The sequence below is a fragment of the Nocardioides anomalus genome (genome assembly GCF_011046535.1).
Lineage (GTDB): Bacteria > Actinomycetota > Actinomycetes > Propionibacteriales > Nocardioidaceae > Nocardioides > Nocardioides anomalus.
In genome coordinates this window covers 4,985,590-5,002,997 of sequence record NZ_CP049257.1, presented here as the reverse complement: position 1 = coordinate 5,002,997, position 17,408 = coordinate 4,985,590, and the positions used below count along the sequence as shown (strand labels likewise).

The 17,408-nt window shown below is 74.6% G+C and carries 17 protein-coding genes; 6 read left to right on the top strand and 11 right to left on the bottom strand.

Annotated elements, in window-relative coordinates; genetic code table 11:
- The first annotated feature begins 3 nt into the window (after positions 1-3).
- Positions 4-1,140, top strand: coding sequence for a hypothetical protein (locus tag G5V58_RS24955; protein WP_165238266.1), 1,137 nt, complete (start codon positions 4-6; stop codon positions 1,138-1,140).
- Here the strand turns inward: G5V58_RS24955 and G5V58_RS24950 are convergent.
- Positions 1,130-1,675, bottom strand: coding sequence for an RNA polymerase sigma factor (locus G5V58_RS24950; protein ID WP_165238264.1), 546 nt, complete (start codon positions 1,673-1,675; stop codon positions 1,130-1,132). The two genes, G5V58_RS24955 and G5V58_RS24950, sit on opposite strands and share 11 nt — an antisense overlap.
- 94 nt (positions 1,676-1,769) lie before the next feature.
- Between G5V58_RS24950 and G5V58_RS24945 the strand changes: the two genes are divergently transcribed.
- Complete coding sequence (locus G5V58_RS24945) at positions 1,770-2,375, top strand: hypothetical protein (protein ID WP_165238262.1); 606 nt, start codon at positions 1,770-1,772, stop codon at positions 2,373-2,375.
- Between the two features lie 113 nt (positions 2,376-2,488).
- Positions 2,489-3,478 (top strand): serine/threonine-protein kinase, encoded by a 990-nt coding sequence (locus G5V58_RS24940; protein ID WP_165238260.1) that lies wholly within the window; start codon positions 2,489-2,491, stop codon positions 3,476-3,478.
- 1 nt (position 3,479) lies between these two features.
- Here the strand turns inward: G5V58_RS24940 and G5V58_RS24935 are convergent, their stop codons facing one another.
- Entirely contained in the window at positions 3,480-4,058 is a 579-nt protein-coding gene (locus tag G5V58_RS24935) for an RNA polymerase sigma factor (RefSeq protein ID WP_165238258.1), read from the bottom strand.
- 45 nt (positions 4,059-4,103) lie between these two features.
- Between G5V58_RS24935 and G5V58_RS24930 the strand changes: the two genes are divergently transcribed.
- The gene (locus G5V58_RS24930; protein ID WP_165238256.1) at positions 4,104-4,829 is read left to right on the top strand and encodes a hypothetical protein; all 726 of its coding nucleotides are present in this window, start codon (positions 4,104-4,106) and stop codon (positions 4,827-4,829) included.
- Here G5V58_RS24930 and G5V58_RS24925 read toward each other — a convergent pair.
- Positions 4,826-5,644 (bottom strand): SCO6745 family protein, encoded by an 819-nt coding sequence (locus G5V58_RS24925; RefSeq protein ID WP_230486948.1) that lies wholly within the window; start codon positions 5,642-5,644, stop codon positions 4,826-4,828. The genes G5V58_RS24930 and G5V58_RS24925 overlap by 4 nt on opposite strands.
- Positions 5,645-5,739: 95 nt before the next feature.
- Between G5V58_RS24925 and G5V58_RS24920 the strand changes: the two genes are divergently transcribed.
- Complete coding sequence (locus G5V58_RS24920) at positions 5,740-6,849, top strand: Glu/Leu/Phe/Val family dehydrogenase (protein WP_165238254.1); 1,110 nt, start codon at positions 5,740-5,742, stop codon at positions 6,847-6,849.
- A 1,281-nt stretch (positions 6,850-8,130) separates the two neighbouring features.
- Here G5V58_RS24920 and G5V58_RS24915 read toward each other — a convergent pair.
- The 3 genes from G5V58_RS24915 to purF all read right to left on the bottom strand — a co-directional run bounded on the left by G5V58_RS24915 (position 8,131) and on the right by purF (position 11,094).
- A complete protein-coding gene (locus G5V58_RS24915; protein WP_165238252.1) occupies positions 8,131-8,316 on the bottom strand; it encodes a DUF3073 domain-containing protein in 186 nt (61 codons plus the stop codon).
- A 163-nt stretch (positions 8,317-8,479) separates the two neighbouring features.
- Positions 8,480-9,535, bottom strand: a complete 1,056-nt coding sequence (purM, locus tag G5V58_RS24910; protein ID WP_165238250.1) for a phosphoribosylformylglycinamidine cyclo-ligase — start codon at positions 9,533-9,535, stop codon at positions 8,480-8,482.
- On the bottom strand, positions 9,532-11,094 hold the full coding sequence (purF, locus tag G5V58_RS24905) for an amidophosphoribosyltransferase (RefSeq protein ID WP_165238248.1): 1,563 nt from the start codon (positions 11,092-11,094) through the stop codon (positions 9,532-9,534). The genes purM and purF overlap by 4 nt, the downstream gene beginning before the upstream one ends.
- A 147-nt stretch (positions 11,095-11,241) precedes the next feature.
- On the opposite strand from purF, the gene G5V58_RS24900 reads away from it, so the two are divergent.
- The gene (locus G5V58_RS24900) at positions 11,242-13,065 is read left to right on the top strand and encodes a sensor histidine kinase (RefSeq protein WP_165238246.1); all 1,824 of its coding nucleotides are present in this window, start codon (positions 11,242-11,244) and stop codon (positions 13,063-13,065) included.
- Here G5V58_RS24900 and G5V58_RS24895 read toward each other — a convergent pair.
- The 5 genes from G5V58_RS24895 to G5V58_RS24875 are packed head-to-tail and all read right to left on the bottom strand — an operon-like array spanning position 13,062 to position 17,367.
- A complete protein-coding gene (locus G5V58_RS24895) occupies positions 13,062-13,589 on the bottom strand; it encodes an LOG family protein (protein ID WP_165238244.1) in 528 nt (175 codons plus the stop codon). The two genes, G5V58_RS24900 and G5V58_RS24895, sit on opposite strands and share 4 nt — an antisense overlap.
- Before the next feature lie 7 nt (positions 13,590-13,596).
- Complete coding sequence (locus G5V58_RS24890) at positions 13,597-15,009, bottom strand: FAD/NAD(P)-binding protein (protein WP_230486947.1); 1,413 nt, start codon at positions 15,007-15,009, stop codon at positions 13,597-13,599.
- Between the two features lie 55 nt (positions 15,010-15,064).
- On the bottom strand, positions 15,065-16,408 hold the full coding sequence (locus G5V58_RS24885) for a dipeptidase (RefSeq protein WP_165238242.1): 1,344 nt from the start codon (positions 16,406-16,408) through the stop codon (positions 15,065-15,067).
- A gap of 9 nt (positions 16,409-16,417) precedes the next feature.
- Positions 16,418-16,795, bottom strand: coding sequence for a sterol carrier family protein (locus G5V58_RS24880; protein WP_165238240.1), 378 nt, complete (start codon positions 16,793-16,795; stop codon positions 16,418-16,420).
- A complete protein-coding gene (locus G5V58_RS24875; RefSeq protein WP_230486946.1) occupies positions 16,795-17,367 on the bottom strand; it encodes a winged helix-turn-helix domain-containing protein in 573 nt (190 codons plus the stop codon). The genes G5V58_RS24880 and G5V58_RS24875 overlap by 1 nt, the downstream gene beginning before the upstream one ends.
- Between the last annotated feature and the right edge of the window lie 41 nt (positions 17,368-17,408).

Genomic DNA, 17,408 nt, shown 5'->3' with positions numbered 1-17,408 from the left:
CGGGTGCTCCCTCGCTACGAGGTCGCCGCGCGCCTGCGGCCGGTCGACCTGTGGCGGCCGGGGCCGGTGCGAGCGCCGTACGCCGCGGTCACGGCCGAGCGCGGACCGCTCGAGCTCGCGGGCGTCGAGGCCACCTTCGACGACCGGGTCACCCTCCACGTGGACGGGACGAGCCACCGCAGCCGGCGCAGCGGGCGACCCGAGGCGCCGGTGGAGGCGGTGGCGCTGACCCTGACCGGGCCGCAGGTCACGGCGTTCACCCGGGAGCGCGGGACGTGGGTGGCGCGGGCGCGCTGCGTGTTCGAGGAGCAGCCGCCGGTGCCGACCGCGGCCAGCCACGAGCTCGGCCGGTTCGGTCAGCTCGGGCTGCGCGACCTGCGCGTGGTCGACCACGACGGCGACGAGCTCCTGCTCACCGCCACCAGCGCCGGGCCGGGCGGCTTCCCGACCGGCCACACCTCGGTGTGGGCGCTGGACCGGTCGACGCTCGGCCTCGAGCACCGTGCCGACCTGTTCCTGCGCCGGGGCGGCCGCGTCTACGGCGACCACGCCGCGCACCTGCTGCGCGACGGCGGCCGGTGGCTGCTGGCCGCGAGCACGTGGGGCGACTTCGAGCCCGACGAGCGACCGGTGTCGGTCGTCCTCGCCACCTCGAGCGAGGACCTCACCCGCGGCGTGCACGTCCTCGACGCCGAGCCGCTCGCGCTGCCCACCGACGGCTTCCGCTCGGTCGGCGTGTGGGACCCGCACCTGGCCCGCACCGACGACGGCTGGCTGGTCGGCTACGTCAGCGCGCGGCGCTACTTCCGCTTCCACCCCGTGCTCGCGGCCGGGCCGTCGCTGGACGCGCTCACGGTGCGGGCCGTCGGCGCGGGCCACGAGACCGAGGGCACCACGCTCGCCCGCCTCGACGGGGAGTGGCGGGTGCTGGCCAGCGACAAGCACCGCCGCGCCTACCCGGTCCTCGACCTGGACCTGCGGGAGGTCGGGACCCTCGACGCGGCGTACCCCTCCAACATCCCGTGGCCGACCCTGGCCGGCGACCTCCTGATCGGCTTCGACGGCACGGCGTACGGCGGGCGGGTGGTGGGCTACGGCAGCCACGGCGACGTGGTCGTGCAGCGAGCGGTCAGTCCGTGACCTTCAGCAGCGGGCGCACGGCCTGGCGGGCGGAGTGGATCCGCGACTTCACCGTGCCGAGCGGGACGTCGAGCAGCCGCGCGATCTCGTCGTAGGCCAGCTCCTGCACGTCGCGCAGGACCAGGGGCTCGACCAGCTCGGGGTGGTCGGTGCCGACGACCTCGAGCGCCTCGAGGAGGTCGAGCCGGCTGCCCGCGATGACGCTGGTCGTGCGCGGGTCGGCGTGCACCGGCAGCTGGTCGGTGACGCGCTCGGCCGCGCGGCGCTTCAGGCTGCGGTAGGTCGAGCGGGCGCTGTTGGAGGCGACGGCGTGCAGCCAGGTGGTGAACCGGCTGCGGCCGTCGAACTGGTGGATCCGGGTGGCCACGAGCAGCAGCGCGTCCTGGGCCGCCTCCTCGGCGTCCTCGGGGAACAGCAGCATCCGCCCGCAGATGCGGCGCACGCGCGGCTGGACCTCGGCCAGCACCTCCTCGAGAGCGGGCCGGTCGCCCGCCGCCGCGCGGGCGGCCAGGGCGTCCAGCTCGTCGGGCTCCACGGCTTCACCCTAGAGGGCACCCAACCTCCGGCCCGGACGCTCCGTCAGAGGAGTGGAAGCACATCCACCCCCTCACGGATCCAACGGAGGAACCATGAAGCTCAGCAGCCTCGTCCGCGGCAAGGTCGGCGTGGTCGTCGCGGCCGCCGCGATCGCCGCCGTGGCCGGCGCCGGCACGTCCGTCGCCGCCAACCAGATCACCTCGGCGCAGATCAAGAACGGCACCATCCAGACCCAGGACCTGACGAAGAACAACTTCGCCCGGTTCACCTCGACCGAGAACGTCGTCACAGCGCAGACCCCGGCCAGCACCGTCCCGGCGTACGCCGGCGCGCGGGTGGTCGACGTCAACGCGGCCAACACCCCGCTCGCCACCATCGTGCTGGACAAGGGCACCTGGAAGATCGACGGCATCGGGCAGTTCTGGCACATCGGTCCCGCCACGGTGAACGACCCCGACTACGGCGTGCTCAACGTGCCGTCGCTGCAGGGCGGCACCGGCACCGTGTGGACCGCGGACGTCCCCAACGGCGGCCAGAACGCCGCGCAGACGTCGTTCTCCGGGACCATCAAGGTCACCGCGAACGACACGCCCATCACCATCACCGGCTCCTTCACCGGCGGCAACACCGGTCAGGCGGGCGTCTACGTCGAGGCCACGCAGTACGAGTACGTGAAGCTCTACAGCGGCGGCCGCTGAGCCCCAGCTGGTCCTGGGGGGACTGACCTGACCCTCTTCCCCGGGTCGGTCAACGCGGGCCGCGCCACCTCGTCCGGCGCGGCCCGCTCCCCCTGTTCTGACAGCATGACGCCGTGCCCCTGCCCACTCGTCTCGGCCGCCTCGAGCGCGTCGACCGGCTGGGCGAGGGCGGCTTCGCGACGGTCTGGCTCTACCACGACGCCGAGCTCGACTCCGACGTCGCGGTCAAGGCGCTGGCCGAGAACTGGGCGCAGCGGCTCGACGTCCGCGAGCGCTTCCTGGAGGAGGCCCGGATCCTGCGCCGGGCGGACTCCGACCACATCGTGCGGGTCTACGACATCGGCCAGGTCGACGAGACGCCGTACTTCGTCATGACCTACGCCGACCTCGGCTCGCTGGCCCACCAGCTGGAGCCCGGTCGGCCGCTGCCGGTCCCGCGGGCCGTGGACCTGGTCAGCCAGGCCGCCGCCGGCCTCGCCGTCCTGCACGAGCACGGCGTCGTGCACCGCGACATCAAGCCGCAGAACCTGCTGCTGCGCTCCGGCGGCTCGGCCGGCGAGCGGCTGCTGGTCGCCGACCTCGGCGTGGCCAAGGCGATGCTGCACGCCTCCGGGCTCACCCAGGTCGTCGGCACGCCGGCCTACATGGCTCCCGAGCAGGCCACCGGCGGGACCATCGACGAGCGCGCCGACGTGCACGCGCTCGCCGCCGTCGCCTACCAGATGCTCACCGGCCGGCACGCCCGCGAGGGCTCGCTGGCCGAGCTCGCGGTCCACGCCAGCGCCCCGGTCGCGCCCTCGACGCTGGTGCCCGAGCTCCCACCCGAGGTCGACGAGGTGCTGCTCCGCGCGCTCTCGGCCGACCCCGACGACCGGCCCGGGTCGGTCGGTGCTCTCGACGCCGCGCTCCGGGCGGCGCTGCCGGTGACGTCGGTGCGCGGCGGGCCGGGCGCCACGCGCTACCAGACTCCCCACACGGTCACGACCGTGCCGGCCGCGTCGGCCGACCGGCCCCGGTCCCCGCTGCTCCTGGCCCTGGTCTGCCTGGCCGTCTTCGTCGCGACCTTCGCGGCGGCGTACGCCGTGACGGCGACGCTGTCCTGACTCAGCCCTGCGGCTCAGGCGTCGGCTCCCCCGGCGCGTCATCGGCCATCAGGCGTCGCAGCCGGGTGAGGGCCCGGTGGTGGGCAACGCGCACGGCGGTGGTGCGCAGTCCGAGCGCCTCGGCCGTCGCGGCCACGTCCAGGCCGACGACGTCCAGGCACACCACGACCTCGGCCTCACGCGGGCTGAGGTGGCCGAGCAGCCGGCGGACCGTGTCCTGGCCCTCGATCGGGCTGAGGTCGTCGCCCGGCACGCCGAAGACGGGTTGGGCGCCGCTGTCGAGCTCGGCGGGTGAGGTGCGGCGGCGCACGCCGCGGCGGTAGTCGTTGAGTGCGTGCTTGCGGGCGATGCCGAACAGCCAGCCCGCGAAGTCGTCGTCGCTGCCCGAGAAGTCGTGCACCTTGCCGGCCGCGGTGAGCCACGCCTGGGCGGCCACGTCCTCGGCCGAGACCGCGGCGTCGGAGGCCGGCAGCCACCGCAGCCAGAGCTCCAGGCGACCGGCGTGGCGGCGGTACAGCTCCGCCCACGCGGCCTCGTCACCGGTGCGCGCAGCGGCGATCAGTGTGTCTGCGCCGCCCACAGGAGACATCATGGACTCATGCGCCGATTTCCGAGCCGTTCTGAGGTGGCTCGCGCGCTGCGCATCGACCCCGACGAGCCGTCCGTGGACGAGGGGTTCATCGCCCGGCTGGCCGCCACGGCCCGCGCCGCGGCCCCGGCCGGCGGCGCGGCACGTCGCGGACGGGTGGTCGCCGCCGCCGTCGGCGCGGTCATGCTGGTCGGCGCGGGCGGCGTCGGGATCGCGTACGGCGCGGGCGCGGTGCACGCGCCCTGGTCGCCGGACCCCGAGCCGTCCACCCCCACCACGAGCGTCCCGAGCACGGGCTCCCCCTCCTCCGAGGTGACGTCCGCACCGTCCTCCGCGGTGTCCTCGGAGCCGACCTCGGACGGGTCGGCGACCACCGATCCGAGCTTCTCCTCGTCCCCCTCGGCCTCGCTCTCGCCCGGAGACCCGACGTCCACCCCGACGACCGACATCCAGGCGTCCCCCGCGGCCTCCGGGCTGGCCTCGCCCGAGGACGAGCCGACGCCCACGACGCCGGCCACCCAGCCGACCACCCAGCCGACCACCCAGCCCACCACCCAGCCGACGCCGCCCTCGAAGACCCCGAAGCCGACCCCGACGCCGAAGCCGAACAACGGTCACCACCAGGGCGGCGGGAACAGCGGCAACGGCCAGGGCAACGGGGGCGGCGACGGCAGCAACGCCGGCGGGAACGGGAACGGCAACGGGCCGACCGAGAACAACGCGGGCGGCAACGGGAACGGGAACGGCCCGAAGGCCCGCTAGCCCGGCAGCCCGATCGGCGTCACCGGCGGCAGGGCGGCGCGAGCGGCGGCGGACAGCGGCGCCGCGAGCTCCTGGAAGCGCGCCAGCGCCGGCTCCGACCACGGCTCGAGCGCCAGCTCGTCGGTGAGCGCCTCGGCCCGGTCCAGCCGCTCGAGCCCGGCGGCGGTGGCCCGCCCGGCGGCGTCCACCAGCCCGCGGGCCGCGAGCCCCTCGGCCGCGGCGTCCCACTCCTCGTCGGTCCAGCCGCGGTTCGGCTGGAGGACCTCGCGGGTCAGGTCGTGGCCGGCGCGCAGGACGATCGTGTTCAGCCCGTCGAGCCCGACCGCGAGCTGGGCCAGCACGTGGCCGTCGCCGCGCAGCTCCCGCAGGGTGGTCGCGGCCCGCCAGAGCACGGCGTACGGCTCGTCGGGCCAGGGCAGCGCGGCGTTCGCGGCGCCGAGCGCGCGGCCCGCGGTCGGCGCGCCGGCGGCGACGTCGCGGAGGACCCGGGCGGCCGGCGCGACGTCGGCACCGCCCAGGAGGTCGCGGAGCGCCGCGACCGCGCCGGCCTGCCGGGCCGCGAGGGCCTGCTCCGGGGTCGCGAGGGACCACACGGCGGGCAGCGCGCGCTCGACCATGCGCGGAGCGAAGTTCGCGTACAGCGCCGTGGTGACCGCCGCCGGGGCGGCCCCGAGGGGCGCCGAGCGGCCGGCGAAGTAGCCGCGCCAGAAGCCGCGCAGCCCGGCCGCCTCGAACTCCTGCCGCGCCTGCGGCGCGAAGTAGGTGACGGCGTGCAGTGGCTCGAACAGCGTCCACATGACGCGGGCGGGGCTCACCCGCTCTACCCTAGAAGTGATCCGCGCCACCCCTGCGGCTCGCCCACCACCGCCGCCACACCACCCCCGTGGCCACACACCGCGAAGGACCATCCATGTCCCAGCAGCACGCCGCAACCGCACCCAGCCCCACCGACGTCTTCGAGGCCGGCGCCGACCACGAGCAGGTCGTCTTCGCCCACGATCCGGCCACGGGGCTCAAGGCGATCATCGCCATCCACTCCACTGCTCTCGGCCCCGCGCTCGGCGGGACCCGCTTCTTCCCGTACGCCAGCACGGCCGACGCCCTCGCCGACGTGCTCAACCTCTCGCGCGGCATGTCCTACAAGGCCGCCCTGGCCGGCCTGGACCTCGGCGGCGGCAAGGCCGTCATCATCGGCGACCCCGCCGAGCTGCGCAGCGAGGCGCTGTTCCGTGCGTACGGCCGGTTCGTCCAGTCGCTCGGCGGGCGCTACCACACCGCCTGCGACGTGGGGACGTCCTCGCCCGACATGGACGACATCGCCCGCGAGTGCGACTACGTCACCGGCCGCACCCTGGCCCACGGCGGCGCGGGGGACAGCTCGGTGCTCACGGCGTACGGGGTCTACCAGGGGCTCCGCGCGGCGGCGCAGTTCCGGTGGGGCACCACGGCGCTCGAGGGCCGCACGGTCGGGGTGGCCGGCGTCGGCAAGGTGGGTCACCACCTGGTCCGACACCTGCTCGACGAGGGGGCCGACGTCGTGGTCACCGATGTCGACCGCGCCGCGCTCGACCGGGTGCGCGAGGAGCACCCGTCGGTCCGCGTGGTCGGCTCGACCGAGGAGCTGGTCGCCACCGAGCTGGACGCCTACGCCCCTTGCGCCATGGGCGGCGCGCTGAGCGACGAGGTCGTCGACACCCTGAGCGCGAGCGTGGTCTGCGGCGCGGCCAACAACCAGCTCGCGCACCCGGGCGTGGAGAAGGTGCTCGAGGAGCGGGGCATCCTCTACGCGCCCGACTACTGCGTGAACTCCGGCGGCCTCATCCAGGTCGCCGACGAGCTCGACCCCGCCGGCTTCAGCTTCGAGCGCGCACAGCAGCGCGCGACGGGGATCTTCGACACGACGTACGCCGTGTTCGAGCTGGCCCGCACCGACGGCGTCAGCCCCGCGGTCGCCGCCGACCGGCTCGCCGAGCGCCGCATGCGCGACGTCTGCCGCCTCCGCGGTCTCTGGCTCCGCTGAGGCCGGACCGGACACCGGCGCGCCGAGTCGCCTGACCCAGCCAGCAGGCTCGGCGCGCCGGACCGTTCCAGGTGCCGCGCCCGTGCGGGTGGGGCGTGCTGGCGCGCCGCGCGTGCGGGGGTGGTGCCTGGGGCGGTTCGATCAGAGCGCGCCTAGCGCGCATCGACGGAGTCGGTGCAGGGTGGCTCGGCGCGCCGGACCGTTCCAGGTGCCGCGCCCGTGCGGGTGGGGCGTGCTGGCGCGCCGCGCGTGCGGGGGTGGTGCCTGGGGCGGTTCGATCAGAGCGCGCCTAGCGCGCATCGACGGAGTCGGTGCAGGGTGGCTCGGCGCGCCGGACCGTTCCAGGTGCCGCGCCCGTGCGGGTGGGGCGTGCTGGCGCGCCGCGCGTGCGGGGGTGGTGCCTGGGGCGATTCGATCAGAGCGCGCCTAGCGCGCATCGACGGAGTCGGTGCAGGGTGGCTCGGCGCGCCGAAGCGCTCCAGGTGCCGCGCCCGTGCGGGTGGGGCGTGCTGGCGCGCCGCGCGTGCGGGGGTGGTGCCTGGGGCGATTCGATCAGAGCGCGCCTAGCGCGCATCGACGGAGTCGGTGCAGGGTGGCTCGGCGCGCCGGACCGTTCCAGGTGCCGCGCCCGTGCGGGTGGGGCGTGCTGGCGCGCCGCGCGTGCGGGGGTGGTGCCTGGGGCGGTTCGATCAGAGCGCGCCGAGCGCGCATCGACGGAGTCGGTGCAGGGTGGCTCGGCGCGCCGGACCGTTCCAGGTGCCGCGCCCGTGCGGGTGGGGCGTGCTGGCGCGCCGCGCGTGCGGGGGTGGTGCCTGGGGCGGTTCGATCAGAGCGCGCCGAGCGCGCATCGACGGAGTCGGTGCAGGGTGGCTCGGCGCGCCGGACCGTTCCAGGTGCCGCGCCCGTGCGGGTGGGGCGTGCTGGCGCGCCGCGCGTGCGGGGGTGGTGCCTGGGGCGGTTCGATCAGAGCGCGCCGAGCACGCATCGACGGAGTCGGTGCAGAGTGGCTCGGCGCGCCGGACCGTTCCAGGTGCCGCGCCCGTGCGGGTGGGGCGTGCTGGCGCGCCGCGCGTGCGGGGGTGGTGCCTGGGGCGGTTCGATCAGAGCGCGCCGAGCACGCATCGACGGAGTCGATGCAGAGTGGCTCGGCGCGCCGGACCGTTCCAGGTGCCGCGCCCGTGCGGGTGGGGCGTGCTGGCGCGCCGCGCGTGCGGGGGTGGTGCCTGGGGCGGTTCGATCAGAGCGCGCCGAGCACGCATCGACGGAGTCGATGCAGAGTGACTAGTCCCGGCTCGGGCCGGCGTAGTCCGACCACTTCTCCAGGACTTCCGGGTCCACCTCGTCGGGAGCGTCACCGCTCTCCTTGTGGAGCTCGTTGGCCAACGCGCCGAAGTCCGTCTCGTGGGTCCGGTACTTCAGGTCGCGGGCGACCTTCGTCTGCTTGGCTTTTGCACGGCCGCGCCCCATAGGGTCAGCCCCCTCGCACACTCGGCCGGGGCAACAAGGCTCCCGGGCGTCTCAAAGAGTTCTCGTGCCGACAACGCTACCCGGTGCCTGGCTGTTCCTGCACACCCCCACCCGGAATTGGTCACGTTTCCGTGTGTAACGCCCATCCCAGCGGGGGTGGTCGTCACCAACCGGGGTGCTGACCGACGAGATCGACCGTCCCGCCGGTGCCCTCGGCGGCCCGGACCTCGCCGGCCAGCCAGGCGTCGACCCCGTGCTCGGCGAGCAGCGAGATCGCCGCGTCCACGCCGGTCGGGTGGAGCAGCGCGACCATGCCGACGCCGCAGTTGAGGGTGGCCTCCAGGTCGGCCTGGGGCAGGCGGCCCAGCCCGCGGACCAGGTCGAAGACCGGCGCCGGGGTCCAGGTGCCGCGCTCGAGCGTGGCGGTCAGCTCCTCCGGCATGACGCGGGCCAGGTTGGCGGCCAGGCCGCCGCCCGTGACGTGGGCCATGGCGTGGGTGCCCTCGACGCGGGCGAGCTCGAGGCAGGCCTTCGCGTAGATGCGGGTCGGCTCGAGGAGCTCCTCGCCGAGGGTGCGGCCGAGCTCGGGCACGTCGCGGTCGTAGGCCCAGCCGGCCTGGGCCACGACGTGGCGGACCAGGGAGTAGCCGTTGGAGTGCAGCCCGGAGGAGGCCATGGCCAGGACGGCGTCGCCGGGGCGGACGCGGGCCGGCCCGAGCAGCAGGTCGGCCTCGACCACGCCGGTGGTCGCGCCCGCGACGTCGTACTCGTCCTCGCCCATCAGCCCGGGGTGCTCGGCGGTCTCGCCGCCGATGAGCGCGCAGCCGGCCTCGACGCAGGCCGCGGCGATGCCCTTGACGATCGCGGCGATCCGCTCGGGCTCGACCCGGCCACAGGCGATGTAGTCGGTCATGAACAGCGGCTCGGCGCCGCACACGACCAGGTCGTCGACGACCATGCCGACCAGGTCGAAGCCGATGGTGTCGTGGACGCCCATGGCCTGGGCCACGGCGACCTTGGTGCCGACGCCGTCGGTGGAGGTGGCCAGCAGCGGTCGCTTGTACGCCGTGAGGGCGGTCGCGTCGAACAGCCCGGCGAAGCCGCCGATGCCGCCGATCACCTCGGGACGGGAAGCCTGCTCGACCCAGGTGCGCATGAGCTCGACCGCGGTGTCCGCGGCCTCGATGGAGACGCCGGCCTCGGCGTAGGAGTCGGTCACGGGTTGTTCAGCACCGGGAGGGCCTTGCCCAGCGTCGGCGACTGCAGCGTCGCCTCCAGCAGGTGCTTGCCCAGCAGGCTCTCGTCGGGGAGCGGGACGGGGTACTCGCCGGTGAAGCAGGCCTTGCACAGCGCGTCGTCGGGCTGGCGGGTGGCCTTGACCATGCCGTCGAGGGAGATGTAGCCGAGGCTGTCCGCGCCGATGGAGGCGCGGATCTCCTCGTCGTCCAGGCCGTTGGCGATGAGCTCGGCGCGGGTGGCGAAGTCGATGCCGTAGAAGCACGGCCACTTCACCGGTGGCGAGGAGATGCGCACGTGCACCTCGAGGGCGCCGGCCTCGCGCAGCATCCGGACCTGGGCGCGCTGGGTGTTGCCGCGCACGATCGAGTCGTCGACCACGACCAGCTTCTTGCCGCGGACCATGTGCTCGAGGGCGTTGAGCTTGAGCCGGATGCCGAGCTGGCGCAGGGTCTGGCTGGGCTGGATGAAGGTGCGCCCGACGTAGGCGTTCTTGACGAAGCCCTGGCCGAACGGGATGCCGCTCTCCTCGGCGTACCCGGCGGCGGCCGGCGTCCCGGACTCCGGCACCGGCATGACCAGGTCGGCCTCGACCGGGAACTGGCGGGCCAGCTCGCGGCCCATCTCGACGCGCGCGGCGTGCACCGACTGGCCGCTGATGGTGGCGTCGGGGCGGGCCAGGTAGACGTACTCGAACACGCAGCCCTTGCGGGCGGGCTCGGCGAACTTGTGCGTCCGCAGCCCGTGCTCGTCGATGGCGATCAGCTCGCCGGGCTCGATCTCACGCACCACGCTGGCGCCGACGGTGGCCAGCGCGGCGTCCTCGGAGGCCACCACCCAGCCGCGGTCCAGGCGGCCGAGCACGAGCGGGCGGATGCCCTGCGGGTCGCGCGCGGCGTACAGGGTGTTCTCGTTCATCCAGACGAAGGAGAACGCGCCGCGCAGCATCGGCAGGACCTCGAGCGCCCGCTGCTCGAGCGAGGTGTCGGGGTGGTGCGCGAGCAGCGCGGTGACCAGGCCGGTGTCGTTGGTCGAGGTCTCCACGTCCCGGGTGTGCAGGGGCAGCTCGCCGTCGGGGTCGGGCAACGACTCGACCAGCCCGCGCAGCTCGTGGGTGTTGATGAGGTTGCCGTTGTGGCCGAGCGCGATCGAGCCGTCGGCGGTGGGGCGGAACGTCGGCTGGGCGTTCTGCCAGGTGCTCGCGCCGGTCGTGGAGTAGCGCGAGTGGCCGATGGCCAGGTGGCCCTTGAGCGAGTCCAGCGTGGTCTCGTCGAAGACCTGCGAGACCAGCCCCATGTCCTTGTAGACCAGGATCTGCCGGCCGTTGCTGACCGCGATGCCGGCCGACTCCTGGCCGCGGTGCTGGAGGGCGTAGAGGCCGAAGTAGGTCAGCTTGGCGACGTCCTCGCCGGGCGCCCAGACCCCGAAGACGCCGCAGGCGTCCTGCGGACCCTTCTCCTGCGGGTCGAGGTCGTGGTTGAGCCGACCGTCACCCCCTCGGCGCTGCGGTCGGAACGGGCCGCCGGTGCTGAGGTAGGGCACGGCCCCACTCTACGGGTGCGGGGCCCTCGCGAGGGCATCGACGGGCGCCCGTGACGTGGCCGGGCCGTCGTCGTTGATTCGCCGGACAACGGCTAGACCAGCGCCTAGCCTGAGCCTGCCCCCTCCCTCCCTCGCCCCAGGATCCCCATGTCGATCGAGCCCCGCGCCGAGGTGCGGTCACGCCCGTCCGCGACGGCGGGCGCGGTGGTGGACGCGGACGAGGCGACGAGCTGGGCCGACGGGGCGACGCACGAGGCGCTGCTGGTGATCGCCGAGGGCATCACCCAGCTGGCCGGCTTCGAGGTCGCCGCGGTGAGCGTGGTGCGCGACTCGCAGCACATGCAGGTGATGGCCGTCGCCGGCAGCGACGAGGCCCGCGAGACCCTCCAGGGCACCTTCACGCCGATCACCCGGCTGATGGAGGAGCTCGAGCACGCCCAGGACTGGGGCATGTTCAAGTTCGTGGCCCACGAGGCGCTCGACTCCCAGGTCGAGAGCTGGGGCTGGGTCCCCGACATCGAGCCGATCGACGGCGACGACGCCTGGCACCCCATGGACCTCCTGGTCGCCCCGCTGTACGGCCCCGACGGCGAGCTGCGCGGCACGCTCTCGATCGACGTGCCCAGTGACGGCCGACGCCCCGACGAGCCGCACCGCCGGATCCTCAACCGGTACGCCGAGCAGGCGGCCCGGGCCCTCTACATCGCCGTCGAGCGCGAGGCGTTCGCCGAGCAGGTCCGCGTCCTGTCGGCCACCCGCGAGGTGGTCCGCAACGCGGCGCGCGAGCGCAACATCGGCGTGATGCTGGAGAAGATCCAGCCGAGCCTGGTCGAGGGGTTCCGCGCGCTGGGCATGTGGGTGCACACCTTCGACGAGGACGGCCACGGCCTCGGCGCCGTGTACTCCGGCGACGGCAACCGCATCCAGATGCCCGCGCACCTCGTCTCCATCGCCGAGCGCGCGGCCGCGGCCTCGTGGCGGGCGCAGCGGGTCGGCATGGTCTCCCGGCACGCGCCGCACGACGCGCAGATCGCGCAGGTCTCCGACGCGGAGTTCCAGGAGATCCTGCAGTTCCTCGAGGGCATCGGCGTCGGCTCGCTGCTCTTCGTGCCGATGGGCGCCGGCCGCGAGTGCCTCGGCAGCCTGGTGCTGACCCGTGCCCTGGGCGACGCCGAGTGGACCGACGCCGAGGTCGACGCGGCCCTCGAGGTCGGCCGCGACCTGGGCCGCGCCATGCTCAACGCCCGTGCGCTGGAGCGCGAGCGCGAGCTGGTCCGCGAGCTCAAGGCGCTCGACGACTACAAGAGCAAGCTGATCGCCACGCTCTCCCACGAGCTCAAGAGCCCGCTGACCGCGATGCTCGCCAACATCGAGCTGCTGCAGCACGGCGAGGACCTCGACCCGTCGGCGTCCGAGGTGCTGGCCGCCGTCGACCGGGGCGCCGTGCGTCTGGTCCGCGTCGTGGAGGACCTCCTCCTGCTGGCCAAGGTCGGCGACCCGCACCTGCCGCTGCTGACCCGTCCGGTCCCGCTGCACGACGTGGTCGACGACGTGGTCAACCTGACCTCGATCGCCGACCAGCGCCGGGTCAGCGTCGACGTGGTCGGCGACCTCGACGACATGGTCGCGCTGGGCGACCCGGCCGAGATGGACATCCTGGTCACCAACCTGGTCACCAACGCCATGAAGTACTCCGGCGCCGGCTCCCCGGTCACCATCACCCTCGCCCGCGCCGGCGAGTGGGTGGTGCTCAGCGTCCAGGACTGCGGCATCGGCATCTCCCCCGAGGACCGGCACCAGCTGTTCCGGGAGTTCTTCCGCTCCGACTCCGCCCAGGTCAAGGCCCAGCCGGGCACCGGGCTGGGGCTGACCATCGTGGACCGCATCCTGACCCGGCACGCCGGTCGCATCGAGGTGGACTCCGAGCTCGGCGAGGGCAGCACCTTCCGGGTCTTCCTGCCGGCCCCCTAGCCGAGCGCGGCCAGCAGCTCCTCGGGCGTGGTCACGCGCACCAGCCGGTCGCGGCGCTCGGCGCTGAGGTAGCCGCCGGCCACGATGCGGTCCAGCTGCTCGGCCAGCGGGTCGAAGAAGCCGTCCGGGTCGAGCAGGAGCACAGGCTTGTCGTGGATGCCGAGCAGCTGCCAGGTGAAGACCTCGAACAGCTCCTCCAGCGTGCCGACGCCACCGGGCAGCGCGACGAAGGCGTCGGCGAGCTCGGCCATCCGTGCCTTGCGGGCGTGCATGGAGTCGACCTCGACCAGCTCTGTCAGGTCGCGGTGCGGGACCTCGCGGTCGAACAGGTCGCGGGGGATGACGCCGACGACCTCGCCGCCGGCCTCCAGCGCGGCGTCCGCGAGCAGGCCCATGAGCCCGACCCGCGCGCCGCCGTACACGATGCCGACGCCGGCCGCGACGAGCACGTCGGCCAGGGCCACGACCGCGTCGCGGTGCCGCTCGGTGCCGGGTGAGGAGCCGAGGAAGACCGCCACGCGCACGCGGCCATCAGACCACGGCGCGGACCAGCTCCGGCAGCCGCTGGGCGAGTGCGGCGGCCTGGCCGCGGATCTCGGGCACAGCGGTCGACTCCCACAGCACGCCCTTGAGCGCGGGGCCGACCACGAACAGCCCCGGCACGACCTGGCCGGAGACGTCGAGGACCTCCCCGGTCGGCGTGGCCGCCACCCCGAGGCGGAGCGGGTCGGGCGTGAGCACGCCGCGCTGGACGAGCGAGCGCACCAGCGGGTCGGCGCTGCGCGAGACGTCGGTCATCGGGCCGGTGCAGTTGACCACGGCGTCCGCGAAGAGCGCGTCCGGCAGCCCGGGCAGCTCCACCTCGCAGCGGGTGCCGTGGTCGGTCACGGCGGCCAGGCCGCCGCCGACGACGAGCAGCCGGCCGTCCTCGCGGTAGGACGCCAGGCGGGCCGCGACGTCGGGCGCCATCCGGTGCCGGCGCACCTCCCAGTCGCGGACGTAGGTCGCGAGGAACCGCTCCCGCTCCTCCAGCGGCAGCCGCTGCCAGAGCCCCTGGGTCGGGGCGCGCAGGCCGTCGACGACCGGTCGCCAGTCCACGCCCTGACGCGCGGCGGCCGCGATCTGCTCGCGCAGCAGGCCGGCCAGCGCGTCGGCGGTGACCGGGCCGGACGGGACCGGGCTGAGCCAGGCCGTGGACTGCTGCTCGATGTGCGCCTCGGGGAGCAGCCCGTGCCGGCTGACCATGACCACGCGCCGGTCCGGGGCGTCCTCGAGCAGCGAGATCGCCGCGTCGACGGCGGTGAGGCCGGTGCCTACCAGGACGACGGTGGCGTCGGCGGGCAGGGCGGTGAGCCGGTCGAGGTCCCACGGGTCGCCCAGGTGCCAGCGGGCCTCCGGCAGCGGCCCGGTCGCGGTCGCCAGCGGCGCCGGGCGCTGGTTGCCGAGGGCGAGCACGACGGCCCGCGCGCGGGTGCGGGCGCCGTCCGCCGTGCTCAGCTCGAAGCCGTCGGGGCCGGGCGCGACGTCGACCACCTGCGCGCCGCGGAAGCTGAAGCGCTCGTCGCGGAGCCGGTCGAGGGTCTCCTGCAGGTAGACCGCGTAGTCGCGCCGCGGCAGGAACGCCTGCGCATCGCTCAGCCGACCGGTCCGCTCCGCCCACTCGACCAGGTCCCCGGGGATGTCCGGGAACGCGCTCATGTGGCGCGAGCGGACGTTGAGCAGGTGGCGGCGGTCGGTGGTCGAGTAGGCGAGGCCCTGGCCGAGCCCGCCCGAGGCGTCGTACGCCGCGACGCGGAGCGCGTGCGCCCGCGAGGCCATCAGGTGGATCGAGGTCAGCGTGCCGCTGGCCCCGCCGCCCACCACGGCCACGTCGACCTCGGCCGGACCCGGGTCGGCCGCCGTCGGTCCGGGACGGGCGGCGACGGGCGACTCGGGGCGCAGCATGCCGAAAACTGTAGTAGGTCGGTGCTGTTTGTGCACAACGCCGCTCCGGGGCGGCTCAGTGCGCGGCGAGGTTCCTCAGCAGCAGGGTCTCGGCCAGGACGACGCGCTCGAACTCGGCCAGGTGCAGGCCCTCGTTGGCGCCGTGGGCGCGGGTGTCGGGGTCCTCGACACCGGTGACCAGCACGCTGGCCTGCGGGAAGGCCTCGAGGAACTCGGCGATGAACGGGATCGAGCCGCCCACGCCCATGTCGATCGGCGCGGTGCCGTCCCAGGCCTCCTCGAACGCCGCCCGCGCCGCGTCGTACGCCGGACCGGTGGCGTCGATCTGGGTCGGCTCGCCGGTGTCGACCACCGTGAAGGTGAGCTGGGCGCCCCACGGCACGTGGGCCTCGCAGTGGCGGCGCAGGCACTCGACGGCGTTGGCCGTGGTGTCGCCCGGCGCGATCCGCAGGCTGAGCTTGGCGCGCGCGGACGGCACGAGCGTGTTGGAGGCGCCGTCGACCTTGGGCGCGTCGAGCCCGGTGACGCTCAGCGCCGGGCGGGTCCAGAGCCGCTCCACGACGGGGCCGTCGCCGATCCACTCCACGTCGCCGTGCGCGCCGGACTCGGCGCGCAGCCGCTCCTCGGGGTACTCCACGTCCGCCGCCGGGCCGCCGCGCAGCCCCTCGACGGCCACGTTGCCCGCGTCGTCGTGCAGCGAGGCGATCACCCGGCTCAGCGTGATGAGCGCGTCCGGCACCAGCCCGCCCCACATGCCGGAGTGCACCGCGTGCCCGAGGGTGCGCACCTCGATGTCGGCGCGCACCAGCCCGCGCAGCGACGTGGTCAGCGCCGGCTCGCCGATGTCCCAGTTGCCGGAGTCGGCGATGACGATGACGTCGGCCCGCAGCCGCTCCTGGTGCTGCGCCAGCAGCTCCGGCAGCGTGTCGGAGCCGACCTCCTCCTCGCCCTCGATGAAGAAGCGCACCGTCACGGGCAGGTCGTCGCCGTAGGCCCGCAGCGCGCCCAGGTGCGCCGCGATCCCCGCCTTGTCGTCGGCCGCGCCGCGCCCGTAGAGCCGTTCGCCCCGCTCCGTCGGCTCGAACGGCGGCGAGTCCCAGTCGGCCGGGTCGTTCTCCGGCTGCACGTCGTGGTGGGCGTAGAGCAGCACCACCGGCGCGCCCTCGGGCCCCTTCTTCTCCGCGATCACCGCCGGCGCCGCCGCACCGTCGACGGACACGACGTCGACCGGGTCGCACCCCGCGCCCCGCAGCAGCTCGGCCACCGCCTCGGCCGAGCGCCACACCTCGTCGGACCGCTCCGGGTCGGCGCTCACCGACGGGATCCGGACCAGGTCCTCCAGGTCCGAGCGCAGGGCGGGCATCAGGTCGCGCACCGTCGCGCGGAGGTCGTCGGTCATGGCTCGACCCTAGGACGCACCTGCCGGGCGGCCCAGCGGGAGGTACGGCGTGAGGTCGGTCCGCTCTCCGGAGGCCGTGGCCCGGGCGCCGGCGAGCGCCTCGTGCCACGTCAGCTCACCGGTGGCCAGGGCGATCCAGGTCTCGGCGTCGGTCTCGACGACCGCGGGCGGGGTGCCGCGGGTGTGGCGGACGCCCTCGACGACCTGCACCGCGGCGTACGGCGGGACGCGGACCTCGACGGAGCGCCCCGGGGCGCGGGTCTCGAGGAGGGCCAGGTAGTGCTTGGTGAGCAGCCGGAGGTCGCCCTTCTCGGGCTCACCGGCGCGCACGCGCGCCAGAGCGTCGGCGACGTCGGCGGGGTCGGCCGGTCGCAGGCGGGCCGGCATCAGCCCTCGTCCACGGCGGGGTAGGGCAGGATCGCCGCCCAGTAGAGGTAGGTCATCCGCTCCTCCTGGTCGTCGGGGACCGCCCGGTTGCCCCACCGGCTCAGGACCTCCTCGATCTCCTCGGAGAGCTGCTGGGCCTCGGCGCGGGTGAGCAGCACGGCGGTGTCGGTCAGGGAGCTCCACCGGCCCTTGCGTGGCTCGTCGGAGAGCACGGCGTCGACGACCAGGTGGCCCCAGTCGCGCTTGGTGCGGCGGAAGACGCGGGAGGCGGCCTTGCCGCCGGGCTGCTGCTCGACCTCGGACATCTCCACGGAGAAGCCCTCGGGGTTGACCGTGCGCCACACCCGGTCGCGCTTGTCCCGGGCGGCGTCCGGGTCCTCCTCGATCAGTCCGTACTTGGCCAGCTGACGCAGGTGGAAGCTGGCCTGGTTGGCCGGCAGGTCCAGCTCGCGGGCGACGTCGGCGGCGCGCAGCGAGCCGCGGGCGTCGAGCTCGGCCAGGATCCGGTTGCGGACCGGATGGGCGATCGCGCGCAGGATCTGCGGGTCGTGCATCGGCGTGGCTCTGGGCACGTCGCCGACCCTACCGACCATCCGCACCACAAGTTGCGCAA

Bases quoted from the DNA above. Each gene is read 5' to 3' on its own strand.
- G5V58_RS24945 (WP_165238262.1), top strand. From the start codon at position 1,770: ATGAAGCTCAGCAGCCTCGTCCGCGGCAAGGTCGGCGTGGTCGTCGCG.
- G5V58_RS24880 (WP_165238240.1), bottom strand. From the start codon at position 16,795: ATGCCGGCCCGCCTGCGACCGGCCGACCCCGCCGACGTCGCCGACGCT.
- G5V58_RS24885 (WP_165238242.1), bottom strand. From the start codon at position 16,408: ATGACCGACGACCTCCGCGCGACGGTGCGCGACCTGATGCCCGCCCTG.
- G5V58_RS24920 (WP_165238254.1), top strand. From the start codon at position 5,740: ATGTCCCAGCAGCACGCCGCAACCGCACCCAGCCCCACCGACGTCTTC.
- G5V58_RS24900 (WP_165238246.1), top strand. From the start codon at position 11,242: ATGTCGATCGAGCCCCGCGCCGAGGTGCGGTCACGCCCGTCCGCGACG.
- G5V58_RS24890 (WP_230486947.1), bottom strand. From the start codon at position 15,009: ATGCTGCGCCCCGAGTCGCCCGTCGCCGCCCGTCCCGGACCGACGGCG.
- G5V58_RS24915 (WP_165238252.1), bottom strand. From the start codon at position 8,316: ATGGGGCGCGGCCGTGCAAAAGCCAAGCAGACGAAGGTCGCCCGCGAC.